We start from the raw sequence: 15,444 nt of genomic DNA on the forward strand, positions 1-15,444 counted from the left end.
TTAATAATGCCATATAAATCAATTTAATACAAATTTGATAATCAATTTTTTGTTTTTAAGCCATTCATTTTTTATGGATTTTACAGGGTAATTATTCATGTTATCTTTTCGTAATATAAAAAAAACAAATCTCTACTTTTTGAAATATTTTATTTTTTATTCCTATATTTGCTTAACATTTCTTTAACTATAATTGGTTATAATTATAGTTACACAGATTGTGCCGGCATATTTACAACGAATAAGAAAATAAATTGCATACTTTAATAGCATTTGAATAATCAGTATTTTTTTGTTAAAAAATCATTATTAAATTTCATTTATGATTAAAGATATAGTATAATTTTATTATTTTTATTCATTCATAACAAATAATAACTATTTATAGATATTGTATTAATGTTTTATTAAAAAATCGCATATTAATATTTTAACACTAAATGCAATGAAAAACTTAACAAATATTAGGCTAATGCCCTGTGAAAAGCCGGATTACCACTTTATCTTTAATAATTATAGAGGCAATTCATCTTTGTTGATAAATAATCAACAAAAAATCTTTATAATTGAAAATACAATAAAACCAATTTTATGATTTCATAAGAGAACATTCCTCTTTATTTCAAAGAGTTATGAATTTTTATGAAGTTTCTTACTAACATATCACGCCATGAAAAACTTAACCATTATTGGACTAACGCCTTTTGAAAGGCCGGATGTCAACCTTATGCCTAAACTGCATCTGGCGGGTATCTTTCCCGTTCTAAGTTTGGGACACGAATTGGCGCCCGCCAAAGAAGCCTTAAGTAGACTTGAGCAATTAGATATACCGTCTTGTGGTATCTACATTTCTAACGAAAAACTTACGTCGCTTCAAATTCCTGAGAAAGTGACCTTTGCAATCCTTCCCTCAGGAATGTCGATTAATCAGAATTCAAAACTGACCTTAATTTATCAGGTAAGTAGTCTGGAAGAAGCTAAGCAAGCTGAACAATCCGGAGCAAATGGAATTATCATCAAAGGAAATGAAGCAGGAGGCCAAATTGGCTATGAATCTACATTTGTATTGTTTCAGCGTATTATCAAAGAAATTCAAAGCATTCCTGTATGGGTACAAGGAGGGATAGGACTTCACACCGCTGCAGCTGTAAAGGCTTTGGGAGCAACAGGTATTGTACTGGACAGCCAGCTTGCTTTATTCCCTGAAAGTTCTGTTCCTCAGGACATCAAGGATCTATGTTCAAAGCTGAATGGGACAGAAACCAAAATCATTGCTAATCATCGTGTACTTGTGAGGCCTAACTCACCTGCACTGCCTGAAAATATCAATGCTGAAGAACTTAAGCAATATTTTACAGACCTTGATATTAGTAAGAGTTATATCCCTATGGGACAAGATATTTCGTTGGCAGTAGATCTTTATGAAGAGTTCAAAACACTAAAAAAAATGATTTTTGGCCTTAAGGAAGCCATGTATGGTCACTTAAAGCAGGCAAAAGCTCTTCAGGTAATTGACCAGAATAATCCTCTGGCACAAGAACTTGGCCTTAGATATCCAATTGCACAAGGTCCAATGACGCGTGTAAGTGACGTTCCTTCATTCGCCAATGCAGTAGCAGAAGCCGGAGCTTTACCTTTTGTAGCATTATCACTGCTTAAAGGTAACGCGGCAAAATCCTTAGTGATGGAGACTAAAGAGCTTGCAGGAAACAAAACATGGGGTGTAGGTATTTTAGGGTTTGCACCTCAGGAATTAAGAGAGGAACAGACATCATATATTCTTGAAGCACAGCCACCTGTGGTTTTGATAGCCGGAGGAAGACCGGCACAAGCTAAAGTATTTGAAAAAGCAGGAATAAAGACATTTCTGCACGTTCCATCTCCTGCCCTACTTGATATTTTCCTTAAAGAAGGAGCTAAAAATTTTATTTTCGAAGGCCGTGAATGCGGTGGCCATGTGGGCCCACTATCAAGCATGGTTCTTTGGGAAAAACAAATTGAACGTATATTAAAAGAAGACCATCCGGAAAATATTAGCGTATTTTTCGCTGGTGGAATACATAATGACTTTTCAACAGCCTTTGTTTCTATTATGGCCGCTCCATTGGCTGCCAGAGGCGTAAAAGTTGGGGTATTAATGGGAACTGCTTATCTCTATACGCAGGAAGCTGTACAAACCGGAGCTATTCAGGAAGAATTCCAGTTACAGGCTATGCAGGCTAAAGAAACAGTTTTATTAGAAACAGCACCGGGTCATGAAACCCGTTGTTTAAATACAGCTTTTGCGCACCACTTCAATACTGAGAAAGCCAAGCTTTTAGCAGCCGGAGCAGATAAAAAAGAAGTATGGGAGCAATTGGAAAAACTGAATGTAGGACGTTTAAGAATTGCAGCTAAAGGTATAGAACGTCAAGGAGATCAATTGGTTAATATTCCAAAAGATGATCAGCTTGACCTTGGTATGTATATGATCGGGCAGATTGCAACGATGCATAATAAAGTACTTTCTCTTGAAGAACTTCACCAGAATGTCAGCGTAAATAATTACGAGTACATCCAAAACGCAGCATTATCAGAAGAACCAGTATCAAGCGAAAAACCATTGGACATTGCTATTGTCGGTATGGAATGTATTTTCCCAGGAGCCAAAAACCTTGAAGAGTTCTGGAGAAATATTATTCTGGGAAAAGACAGTGTTACAGAAGTTCCGGATGAAAGATGGAGCAAAGACCTTTATTACCACCCGGACTCAGACGGACCAGATGTTTCGCATTCCAAATGGGGCGGATTTATTCCGAAAATTGATTTTGACCCATTAGCATTCGGAATTCCGCCACAATCTCTTGCAGCCATTGAACCAACACAACTGCTGACATTATTGGTTGCAAAACGTGCAATGGAAGATGCTGGATATGGTGAAAAGCATATCAACAGAGACAACATTTCTGTAATTATTGGTGCTGAAGGAGGCAATGATCTTGCTAACAGCTATAGTTTCAGAGGATATTATAAGCAAGTTTTTGGCGAACTTCATGAAGAAGTAAAGGAGGCTTTCCCACATACCACAGAAGATTCCTTTCCAGGTATTTTGGCCAATGTAATCGCAGGTAGGATTACGAACCGTCTTGATCTTGGCGGAAGAAACTTTACTGTAGATGCTGCTTGTGCTTCTTCTTTGGCAGCGATTGACTTAGCTTGTCAGGAACTTGTACTGGGCAAATCAGATATGGTTCTTGCCGGAGGGGCAGATTTACATAATGGGATCAATGATTACCTTATGTTTTCAAGTACCCACGCCCTTTCCAGAAAAGGAAGATGTGCAACGTTTGATAGTGATGCAGATGGGATTGCTCTTGGAGAAGGTATTGCCATCCTTGTTTTAAAAAGATATGAAGACGCTATCAACGATGGAGACCGTATTTACTCGGTAATCAAAGGGGTAGGCGGATCCAGTGATGGCAAAGCTCTTGGATTAACCGCACCTAGAAAAATTGGTCAGGTAAGAGCCTTAGAACGTGCTTATACTCAAGCCGGAATCAGTGCTGCATCTGTAGGATTGGTAGAAGCTCATGGTACAGGAACCGTAGTTGGAGACAAAACAGAATTAAGTGCTTTAACCAATCTATTCAGCCGTTCAGGTGCTTTACCTGGACAGACTCATTTAGGTTCTGTGAAGACACAGATTGGACATACTAAATGTGCTGCAGGATTAGCAGGTTTAATCAAAGCTTCCCTGGCAGTTTACCATGGTATAAAACCACCAACCCTTCACCTTCAAAAACCTAATGCTTACTATAACGCACAAACAAGCCCTTTCTCTTTCCATGCAGAAACCGGCTTATGGACTGAAAAGAACCGTTATGCAGGAATCAGTGCTTTTGGATTTGGAGGAACAAACTTCCATACAGTCATTTCCAATCATCCAAAACAAGATGATTCTATTGCAATGCAGTCATGGCCTTCAGAACTATTTGTATTCCGTGGGGATACTTATGAAGAAGCCAAAGGACAATCAAGCCAAATCAAAGCTTTATTAGAAATCAATGATGGTATTCCATTAAAAGATATTGCTTACAGTTTAAGTATAAGCTCAGAAAAACCAATTCAGTTCAGTATTGTTGCTGATACCGCTGAAGATCTGATGATGAAGCTTGAATTAGTATTGCTGGGAATAGAAACAAAAGATACTTTCACCGTTAGTAAAAAAGAAGGAAAAGTAGCATTCACATTCCCGGGACAAGGGAGCCAAAGAATCAATATGGCCCGTGACTTATTCGTTGTTTTCCCTGCCATGCGTAAGCTTATTGATGACTATCCGGAACTCGAAAAAGTAGTTTTTCCATCAAAAACATTTAATGAAGCTGATTTAAAACAACAAAAGGAAACCATTAAAGATACCCGTTTAGCACAACCCCTTCTAGGAATTGTTGATCTTGCATTAGCCAAATTCTTAGAAACACTAGGAATTATTCCGGACATGCTGGCGGGCCATAGTTATGGTGAATTACCGGCTTTATGTTTTGCAGGTGTATTTGGAGAGGATCAATTGGTTGACCTAAGTATTCAGAGAGCACAGTCTATTTTAGATTCAGTAGAAGGCGGAGATCCAGGTTCAATGCTGGCAGCAAGTGCTACCCACGAACGCTTACAGCCGATCATTGCTAAGGTAGAAGGATGTTATCCGGTTAACTTCAATGCTCCAACTCAATGTGTTATTGCAGGAAGTACGGAGGCCATTAATAAACTCTTGGAAGTTCTTAAACAAGAGGGCATTTCTGCTAAGAAACTGGAAGTAGCGTGTGCATTCCACAGCCCGCTATTGGCAAAATCTAAAGGTTTATATGCTGATGTATTAAAAGATATTCCTTTCCAGGAGATGCAAATCCCTGTATGGTCTAATACTACAGCAGAGGTATATCCGTCTAGCCCATCAGAAATCAAAGAAAGACTGACTGACCATTTGGTACAGCCTGTAAGATTTGTGGAGCAGATGCAGGCGATGTATAACGACGGAGCAAGAATCTTCATTGAGGTAGGTCCTGGAAAAGTTCTTACCGGACTGGCAAAATCATGTATTGAAAAAGATCAGTTGACCTTATATGTAGAAGACAACAGCCGTAATAAATTTACCCACTTGCTTTGCATGCTGGCTCAATATTTAGGAACAGGACGCACCTTCAACATTGAAAAGCTTTTCGATGGACGTAGTGTTCAGCTTATTGATATCAATCAGCCTGAACTTTACAAGAAAAGTCCTGCCATTTGGCGTGTTAACGGACAAGCTGCACATCCGACAACAGGTACACTGCCTGCTAATGGTGCACTACCCATTTTAACTCCTATTTCCATGAACAATTTTACTAATAATACCCAGCCCCCTGCACCGGACAGCTTATCGACAGCGGAACGTATGCTGCAGGAATATTTGAACAGCATGAAATTAATGATACAGGCACAACGTGATGTGATGCTTTCCTTTATGGGACAGAATCCTCAGGTAAACCCAATGCCTGTTTATAACACCCCAATGCCTGCTTCTACCCCTGAACGTACTATTCCCGTACAACCTGTTTATCAAGAAAGAACAGTGGCAGTTGCTGCTTCAGCGGTTGCTGTAAAACCTGCTCCTACAAGAGATATTAAATCATTATTATTACAAGTAGTAAGCGATAAAACAGGATATCCACAGGAAATGCTGGGCATGGAAATGGATCTTGAAGCTGACCTTAGTATCGACTCTATCAAAAGAGTAGAAATTATAGGAACTCTTCGTAATGAATTGGGAACATTATCAAACGGTAATGCCAACGAAGACACCGTTATGGAACAATTGGCAGGAATCAAAACCCTAAGTGGATTGGTTTCATGGCTTACTGAATTCTCAGGAGCAGACACTACAACTACCCCTGAAAAAAACACCACAACAACCGAAACTAAAGCTTCAAAACCACAATCTTCATTAGCTTTATCACTAGAAGATCTTCAAAATGCTATTCTGAATATCGTAAGTGAAAAAACAGGATATCCAAAAGAAATGTTAGGGTTAGACTTAGATTTGGAAGCAGACCTTAGCATCGATTCCATCAAGCGTATGGAGATCATTGCAGATCTTAAAAACAAGATCGGTTTTGGGGAAAACCTTGAACAGGCTGATGATGTCATGGAAAAACTGGCAGCCATCAAAACACTTCGCGGGCTAGCAAGCTGGATTAGCGAAATGAGTGGTGAAAACAACGAAGATAAAGATGAAGTAAAGGAAATCAACACTCCCGAACCTACCAATAACGTATTATCTCGTCTTCGTTTTGATATTACTCCTACAGACGCTTCCTTAGTACAAAATACTGAAGTCCTACAGGGAAAACATTTTGCGATCACTCAGGATGACAGCAAGCAAACCTCAGCAATCAAAAACGAACTGGAAAAACATGGGGCTATTGTAGAATTAGTAGATACAGAAAAAGATCTTTCAAATTTTGACGGACTGATTATGTTAGACCTATTCTCATCAGCTGATAGACCAAGCATTATCGATCATGTTGATTTGATTAAAAAACTAGATTTTGATAAAGTAAAGTGGGTTTATCTGATTTCTGACATCACTGCTAATCTTCAGGAAATAACAGATGCAAAATCATTGCGTCATCATCAGGGTTATCCGGGACTTTTCAAAAGCTTGGCAAGAGAATTTGACCAAACAACTTGCAGATTAATCAGTCTGAGTACACCTCAGGAAATGGATCAGATCGCAGAAATCACCTTAAAGGAGATCCTGACCAATGATAAACCTGCTGAAGTAATTTATAAAAACGAAAAAAGACACAGAGTAGACATTATCCCGTCGCCTTTGTCAACAAGCTTAAACGAAGCACATATTCAGTTAGATCATAAATCTGTGGTCTTGGTACTTGGAGGTGCACAGGGAATTACTGCAGAATTGGCAAAACACATGTCTCAGGCTTACCCATGTACTTATATTCTGGTAGGAAGATCCGCAGATCCAAGAAATGAAGCATCTGCTTTGAAAGAATTCGAAAGAATGAAGACCAAAGAGGAAATCAGAGCATTCCTGATCAAATCCGGAAGATTCACTTCACCTGCTGAAATAGAAAAAGAAACAACAAAAGTATTCAAAAACAATCAAATCCTACGTACTATTCGTGATATGGAAGCGCTTGGAAACACAATCGTCTACCAATCATTGGATCTTTGTGATGAAGAAGGCTTGAGCAATCTGATCAGCAGTATCTATGAAAAATACAACCGTTTGGATGGCGTTATTCATGGAGCAGGTCTTTTAGAAGATAAATTGTTCAAACAAAAGACAACTTCTTCTTTCGGACGTGTATTTGATACCAAAGTGAAGCCGCTACGTGTATTGGCAGAGCAACTTCGTACAGATTGTCAGTTTGTAGTACTGTTCTCAAGTATAGCATCTGTATACGGTAACAAAGGTCAGACAGATTATGCAGCTGCCAACAGTGTATTGGATGATTATGCCAATGCTTTAAACAAAAAATTAAAAGGAAAAGTGATTTCCATCAACTGGGGACCTTGGAAGGGCGCCGGAATGGTTTCATCCACCCTTGAAACAGAATACGAACGTAGAGGTATCTCCCTAATTCCATTGGATGAAGGAAAGGAAATCTTCCTTAACGAGATCAAATACGGAACTGAAAGCCAGGTGCTGATCATGTCAGGAAACAATTGGTAAACCTCTGTACAAAATAAGTATGAAAAAAACGGATGTTGCTGTAATTGGCCTATCTTGTGTCTTTCCGGGGGCACAAGATGCCAATACTTTTTGGCAGAATATTGTCAATAAAGTAGACTCTACCCAATCGGCTCCGGCAGATAGGATAGATCCGGTACACTTTAGTGATGCCACCAATCCTGTCGATCGTTTCTATTGTAAACGCGGCGGGTTTATCCCTGACTATGAATTTGATCCCACAGCATTTGGAATCTTACCACTTGCTGTAGAAGGAACAGAGCCAGACCATTTACTAACACTTGATTTAGTTCAAAAGGCATTGGAAGATGCTGGAGTATTTCAAAAGAATACTTCCCTTGAAAAAGCAGGAATTATTATCGGTAAAGGAAACTATACCGGCCCTGGAGCTACCCGTGCCATCGAAATTGTAAGAACCGGAGAACAGATTTCCTCATTATTACAGGAATTACTGCCTCAGGTATCTTCTGCTGATATTGAAAAAGTAAAGCATGCATTTCAGGAACGCAAAGGACGTTTTGCTGCCGATACTGCCATGGGACTCATTCCCAATCTGGTAGCCTCATTGGTAGCCAACCGCTTTGATCTGGGAGGTGTTGCATTTACCGTGGATGCAGCTTGTGCCAGTGCCTTAATTGCCGTTGATCATGCCGTACAGGAACTTCAACGAGGCCGTTCCGACATTATGATTGCCGGCGGTGTACATACAGGACAAAATGCTGCTTTCTGGAGTATTTTTGCCCAGTTGGGAGCCATGTCCCGTCAAGAACAGATTAAACCATTCAGTATGGATGCTGATGGATTATTGATTGGTGAAGGGTGTGGTTTCGTCGTTTTAAAACGACTGGAAGACGCCGTTCGTGATCAGGACAAGATTTACGCTGTTATTAAAGGCGTGGGAGTAAGCAGTGATGGGAACGGAACCAGTGTGATGAGCCCATCGGTAAAAGGTCAGTTAAAAGCTTTGGAACAAGCCTGGATTAATGCTGATTTAGATAAAAATAAAGTCGGTTACCTTGAAGCTCATGGTACCGGAACTCCGCTTGGCGATAAAACAGAACTTCAAACCTTAGCACAGTTCTTTGGAAAAGAAGAAACTGCTCCGGTTGCAGGAATTGGGTCGGTAAAATCTAATATCGGACATGCAATGCCGGCTGCGGGAATTGCAGGATTGATAAAAACATGTCTGGCATTACACCACGATACTTTACCGCCAACCTTATATTGTGAAAACCCAACTGCAGACATGCAGAACACAAGATTCAAACCTGTACAGGAAGCCAAAAACTGGTCAAAGACAGGACTCCCAAAAGTAGCAGCAGTGAATGCTTTCGGATTTGGAGGAATCAACGCACATGTTGTTTTGGAAGGCTATGATATGCCGAAAAAAGATCATGTATTGATATTAGCAAGACCTACCCATGAAGAATTATTGTCTGCACTACAAAATAATGAAACGGCCATTGGTGAAGGAGATTTCAGAGTTGCGATATTTGATCCAACGCCTGCAAGAATAGAAAAAGCACTTAAAATTGTCTCCAAGAACATCACTTGGAAAAACAAACAGGATATTTGGTACACCTCTGCCCCATTATTAAAAGATGGCGGTAAAGTTGCATTTGTATTTCCGGGCTTAGACGGTCTGGCAAAAGGCGAAGTAGACAGCGTTAGCCGTTATTTCGGATTAACAGCGCCTATAGAAACTGAAGGTGAGGGACTCTTAACCGATGCTTTAAACATTTTCAACAACTGCAGTATTCTGGATAATTCTTTGAAAAAGCTAGGAATCATCCCTGATATGAACGCAGGACACAGTTTAGGAGAATGGCTGGCAGGATATTCATCCGAGTTGGCAGAAGCCAATTCTGTAAAGGCATTAATTGATGTGCTGAATCCTGAAACATTTGAATTAAAAGACTCTAAATTTATTGCTATCGGAGCCGGAATTGATGTAGTACAACCTTTTATTACTGAAATTTCAAATCTCTATGTATCCAATGACAATTGCCCTAATCAGGTGATTCTTTGTGGCAGTAATGCTGCTTTGGATGAATTGGTTCCCTTATTAAAATCAAAACAAATTTTCCATCAGGTATTGCCTTTCCAATCCGGATTCCACTCTCCATTTATCGCCGATAAACTGGATGTGATCCTTGCAGGAATGGAAAAAGCACAGTTTCAGAAAACAAAGATCCCACTATGGTCTGCAACAACACTGGAACCATATCCGGCAGATCAGGCAGCGATCAGAAAGCTGAGTGCTGAGCATTTGGTACAGCCTGTTCGTTTCCGTGAACTGACAGATAAATTATACGAAGAAGGCGCCAGAGTCTTCATTCAGGTGGGCACAGGTGGATTGATTGGTTTCATAGACGACACATTGAAAGGAAAAGCTTTCAGTACCATTGCTTCCAGCGTTCCAACCCGTTCAGCACTGGCACAATTACAACGTGTAGTCGCTTCATTATTTGTAGAGGGAAAAACAATTGCTCTTGATTTTCTGGAGATTCAGAATCATTCGAAAAGACCATCAGGAAAAGGCATTAAACTGGAATTAGGCTCTCCTATTATCCGTAATTTTAAAGAAGTTAAAGCTTTGGCTCAGTCTTTTGATACGCCAAAACAATATACCGCAACCGCTTCAGCTATTGCCACAAAAAGCGGACATCCGCTTGTACAGGCATTTCAGGACAATGTTGCAGACATGATCCGTATGCAGGAAGAAGTCTTGACTTTATTCCAAAACCGTCCGGAAATCACCATCCAACGTCCCGCTCCTGTAGCACCGATTGTTCCCAAAGCACCGAGAAGTACAACTTTCTCGAAAGATATGTATGTGACCTTAGAAAGCCACCCTTATCTTATTGATCACAGCTTATTGAGACAGCCTAAAGGATGGACACATGTAGCAGATATGGAACCGGTTATTCCGATGACGATGATTTTTGAGCAGCTTGCAGAAATTGCAGAAGCAGAAATCCCGGGAACTTTGGTTCATAAAATCATGAACGTAAGCGTATTCCAATGGATGAACGTAGCCAAGCCTTTTGAAAAAACGGTAAAAGGAGAATGGCGTTCCCAAAACCACGCTTATCTGGATATTGAGAACTTTGTGAATGCAGAAGTTGTATTAAAGTCCTCCTCTGTTTCTACACCCTCTTTCAATCTTTCTATTGGTGATCTTTTACCTATTGAAAGAACACCTGAAGAAATCTATGACGCACACATGTTCCATGGAGATCAATATCAGGGAATCACTGAAGTTTCAGCAGTTGGAAATAAAGGAATCATAGGAAAAATTAAAGGAAATGGTGGAAAAGGGTCTTTATTGGACAATGCAGGACAATTATTTGGGCTTTGGTTACAGCTTACCTTAGTGAAAGACCGTATTGCATTCCCTGTAAAGATCAGAGACATTGAATTCTTCGGAGACATGCATGATCAGGAAGGTATTTTTGAATGTACCTGTATGCTTACAGAGCTTAATGATGAATTTGCCATTGCAGATATCATCCTTAAAAGAGACGGAAAAGTTTGGTGCGCCATCACAGGCTGGCAGAACAGAAGACTGGAGATTGATGCTGCTCTATGGAATGTTTCCATGTCACCATTGCACAACCGTCTTTCTGAGGAGATTGCTCCGGAAGTATTCTTCTTCCATCAGGCCTATACCAGAGTCGCTTCATGGGATTTTATCCTGAAAAGATATTTTAACCAGACGGAAAAACAGCATCATCAGCAATTGTTACCCAACAAAAAGAAAAACTGGATGGTAAGCCGTGTTGCCGTGAAAGATGCCGTTAGAAATCTTCTTCGTCAGGAAAAAAATCATGCCTGCTTCCCGATTACTTTTGAAATCCGCTCCGATGAAGTGGGGAAACCTTATCTCATCAGTGATTTTACAGAAGACATCCATATTTCACTCGCTCACAAAGGAAAAGAAGCCGTGGGAATCGCGAGATATGGAAAACCTGTAGGAATTGATATGGAACTTATGGAAGAACGTAGCGAAGGATTCTATGACATGGTATTTACCGACAACGAATTAGCATTATTAAAAGACAGAGATCAGGCGGAATGGACCACCCGTTTCTGGGTAGCCAAGGAAGCCTACGGAAAGTTTCTCGGAACAGGACTCAAAGGAAATCCTAAAGCCTTTGAAGTCGAATTGATAAAAGACGATCACTTGTGGATCAACAATATTGAAATCAAAACTATTAAACATAAAAATTATATTATCGGATGGACACTGTAAACGCAACATTAAAAATGAACCACGAAGAACTTTTTACTTTATTAAAAGGTTTTATTACTGAAGTGATAGGTGCTGAATTTGTAGAAGAAATGGATATTACTCCTGAAAGTTCATTCACCAAGGATCTTGAAATGGACAGCATCGAGATTGTCTCTTTCTCTGAAAAGATCAAGGCGCATTTTGGCGATCAGATCGACTTTACAGGTTGGTTATCTTCTATGGATCTTGACCAGCTTATTAATCTTGACCTTAGTATGATCATCAATTATATCTACGAATGCCAATAATCACTGTCAATAACAGACAAGTTCATATACAGGAACTCAACAAAGGAGCCGAACAAACCGTGGTCTTAATCCACGGTATGTTCAGTAACCTGTCCATTTATTATTTTAATATTGCCCCTATTCTGGCAAAACATTTCCATGTGGTGATGTACGATCTGAAAAGTCACGGTATGAGTGAACGTTTTTTGGATGGGTACGACCTTGAAAACATGTCATCCGATCTGATTGATTTAATGGATCATCTGCAACTGAAAAAGGTACATCTTGTTGGCTATAGTTTTGGAGGTTTAATTGCGTTAAAAACAGCATTACAATATCCCGACCGTGTCAATCAACTGGTGGTAATGGAAGCTCCGGATCCTCAGGACGAAAAAGCCCGTAACATCATTGATGAATACAGTAAGGAATTCCTTGAGCATTATGTGGCTAATTTTACAGATACTACCAAAGTTCAGATGGGCAAAAGACAAATGGAAAAGAACCATCGTATGTATGAGTTTCTATTTAATCAAACCAGCATCAAGGCAGATATGATTAAGGAAAAACATTTCCTTGGTGAAGCTGATTTTAATGGATTAACAGCTTCCACATTATTGCTTTACGGTGCTGAGTCCAACTGCAGACCTACAGGTGAATGGCTGCAGTCCCAAATCGGCTCGTCCGAACTTGAATTAATTCCCGGCGATCACAATATTCCGATTCAGGAACCTAACCTGATAGCGGAAACCATCGCTCAGTTTTTATCTAATATCTTAACGAAGAACCATGGCTAAATTTGCATTTATAGTTCCACCATTGACAGGACATGTCAATCCTACCCTAAGCATCGGTGCTACTCTGTTGGAAAGAGGACATGAAGTAGCCTGGATCAGCCTTGACCCGACTTTGGAGGCTAAATTACCTGCGGGAGGAAAATTATTACTGATCCAATACGATCAGACCGACGAAGAAAAGAAAGAAAGCGAACAATATCTTGATATTATATCCAAAAAAGTAGTCTATGGAATCGACAGCGTTAAGTTCCTTTACGAAGAGGTTCTTATCCCGTTGAACAGACATTGCTATAAAGGAATTGTTGCTTTATTAAAAACATACCAACCCGATTTGATCATTGGCGATCACCAGTTATTTGCAGCCCCGGTTGCCGCAAAAGCATTGGGAATCCCTTATGCCACTTCCGTTACCGCTCCAGCTGCCATTAAAATCATGAATGAGCTGCCTAAGGTACACGAATGGGAAGTAAATCAAATCGTTGCATTACAGGAAGAACTGGGAGTGAATGAAAAGCGTTCCCTTGCTACTTCTGACCTTTTAACCCTTGTTTTAACCTCTACGTATTTCTTTGGTGAAATGGAGGATCTTCCCTCTCAGTACCAATTTACAGGTCCCGTTCTTACAGAGCGTCGTATCTCTTGTGAATTTGATTGGGACAGACTAAAAAGTGCTACCAACAAAAAGATTTTAGTAAGCATCGGAACCACTTTCGATCATGATCATAAAAAAGCATTCTTCCAAAAGGTAGTGGATGCCTTTAAGGATGAAGATTTAACGGTTGTCGTGGTTTCAGATCCCCAACTTTTTGATCAGTGGCCGGATAACTTTATGGTATACCAACAAGTTCCTCAATTGGATCTGTTACCTCATCTTGACGGGGTGGTTTGCCACGGTGGTCACAATACCGTTTCTGAAACTTTATCCAATGGTATTCCTTTAGTGGTTATTCCTATTGCGTATGACCAGTCGCATGTTGCAGGACGTGTAGTGCGTACAGAAGCGGGTGAACGACTGAATTTCAACAGATTTAAAGCCAATCATTTAAGAGAAGCTGTACAACAGATTTTGAATAATCCGAGTTACCGTGAAGCTGCTCAAAAAGTAGGACAATCTTTTATGGAAGCAGGAGGAGCATCTACAGCAGCTAATTTATTGGAAGAAGCCATCACAAAGGCTTCAAAACCAGAAAAACCATCTAAATTTTTATTCGTTGTTCCTCCATTCTTCGGACATGTAAGCCCTACATTAAGTGTGGGAGCCAGCCTAATTGCCCGTGGCCACGAAGTAAAATGGTTTGGGATTACACCTTTAGACAACAAACATATTCCTGAGGGAGGTTCTTACTATTATCCTGAAGAAGACCTTATTCCGTATCAGGAAGAAATCGCTCGTATTTTAAAGAGACAGGATGACGGACCAGCATGCTCCGGACCTGAAGTCATGAAACTGGCACTGGAAGAAACCTATGTTCCTTTTGCCAAAATGATGATGCCAGGATTAACCAGACTGACAGAAAGCTGGATGCCTGATGTAATCGTGAACGACTGTATCACCTTTGGGGGTGCCTTATTTGCTCACAAACACAATATTCCTTGTGTAACCACAACTCCCGTTCCACCAGACGTAATGGGAGATACAGAAAAAAGTGCTCCTAAAATCTGGGAATGGCAGCAAAATCTAATCAAAGACTTACAAAAAGAAGTAGGAATTCATGAGGAAGGTATTTACATCCATTCTCATAAACTCAATATGGTTTTTACCTCACAAGCCTTTGCCGGATTTGAAACCGTTCCTTCTCATATGAAGTTTGTAGGCCCAGTGAAAGGGCGTCCAAACGATGCTCCGTTTGATTGGGATAAATTGAACGCTTCTACCACTCCAAAGATCTTTGTATCCCTGGGAACATTATTGGTAGACATCAGAAAAGCGTTCTTTGAAAAGATCATTGCTGCATTTAAAGACCAGCCGGTTACTGTGATCGCCGCTACTCCACCTGAAATCTTTGAAGAATGGCCGGATAATTTTATTGTAAACAGCTTTGTCCCTCAATCTGCGGTGATGCAGCAAATGGATATGGTGATCTGCCACGGTGGATTCAATACTGTTAATGATACATTCCGTAATGGGTTGCCGATGTTAATTACGCCTATTGCCTATGATCATTTTCATATTGCAAAATTAATTGAGCAGGCAGGCTGCGGAATCAGTATCCGATACAAAAGGCTACGAGTGGACGCGCTTCGTGAAACCGTTTTTGAATTATTGGAAAATCCAAAATACAGAATGGCCGCTCAGGAAGTCCGTAATACATTCACGCTTGCCGGAGGAAATGACAAAGCAGTAGAACTGTTAGAAAATTTTGTACACGAACATTCAACATTAGCTTCAGTGTAGCC

Annotated in this window: 5 protein-coding genes; all 5 read left to right on the plus strand. The window is 40.1% G+C overall.

The genetic code is table 11. The features are described 5' to 3' along the window. Nucleotides 1-670 precede the first annotated feature (670 nt). From EG359_RS07525 to EG359_RS07545, 5 genes are read left to right on the plus strand one after another with little or no spacing between them, the layout of a single operon-like run. Nucleotides 671-7,714, plus strand: a complete 7,044-nt coding sequence (locus EG359_RS07525; protein ID WP_076352257.1) for a type I polyketide synthase — start codon at nt 671-673, stop codon at nt 7,712-7,714. Nucleotides 7,715-7,733: 19 nt separating this feature from the next. After that, nucleotides 7,734-11,987, plus strand: coding sequence for a type I polyketide synthase (locus EG359_RS07530; RefSeq protein WP_076352258.1), 4,254 nt, complete (start codon nt 7,734-7,736; stop codon nt 11,985-11,987). Continuing rightward, entirely contained in the window at nt 11,975-12,274 is a 300-nt protein-coding gene (locus tag EG359_RS07535) for an acyl carrier protein (RefSeq protein WP_002977699.1), read from the plus strand. The genes EG359_RS07530 and EG359_RS07535 overlap by 13 nt, the downstream gene beginning before the upstream one ends. After that, on the plus strand, nt 12,265-13,047 hold the full coding sequence (locus EG359_RS07540; RefSeq protein WP_076352259.1) for an alpha/beta fold hydrolase: 783 nt from the start codon (nt 12,265-12,267) through the stop codon (nt 13,045-13,047). Before EG359_RS07535 ends, EG359_RS07540 begins: the two co-directional genes overlap by 10 nt. After that, nucleotides 13,040-15,442, plus strand: a complete 2,403-nt coding sequence (locus tag EG359_RS07545; protein WP_076352260.1) for a glycosyltransferase — start codon at nt 13,040-13,042, stop codon at nt 15,440-15,442. The genes EG359_RS07540 and EG359_RS07545 overlap by 8 nt, the downstream gene beginning before the upstream one ends. Nucleotides 15,443-15,444: the final 2 nt, after the last annotated feature.

It is taken from the genome of Chryseobacterium joostei, assembly GCF_003815775.1.
GTDB lineage: Bacteria > Bacteroidota > Bacteroidia > Flavobacteriales > Weeksellaceae > Chryseobacterium > Chryseobacterium joostei.

Bases quoted from the DNA above. Each gene is read 5' to 3' on its own strand.
- EG359_RS07525 (WP_076352257.1), top strand. From the start codon at position 671: ATGAAAAACTTAACCATTATTGGACTAACGCCTTTTGAAAGGCCGGAT.
- EG359_RS07530 (WP_076352258.1), top strand. From the start codon at position 7,734: ATGAAAAAAACGGATGTTGCTGTAATTGGCCTATCTTGTGTCTTTCCG.
- EG359_RS07535 (WP_002977699.1), top strand. From the start codon at position 11,975: ATGGACACTGTAAACGCAACATTAAAAATGAACCACGAAGAACTTTTT.
- EG359_RS07540 (WP_076352259.1), top strand. From the start codon at position 12,265: ATGCCAATAATCACTGTCAATAACAGACAAGTTCATATACAGGAACTC.
- EG359_RS07545 (WP_076352260.1), top strand. From the start codon at position 13,040: ATGGCTAAATTTGCATTTATAGTTCCACCATTGACAGGACATGTCAAT.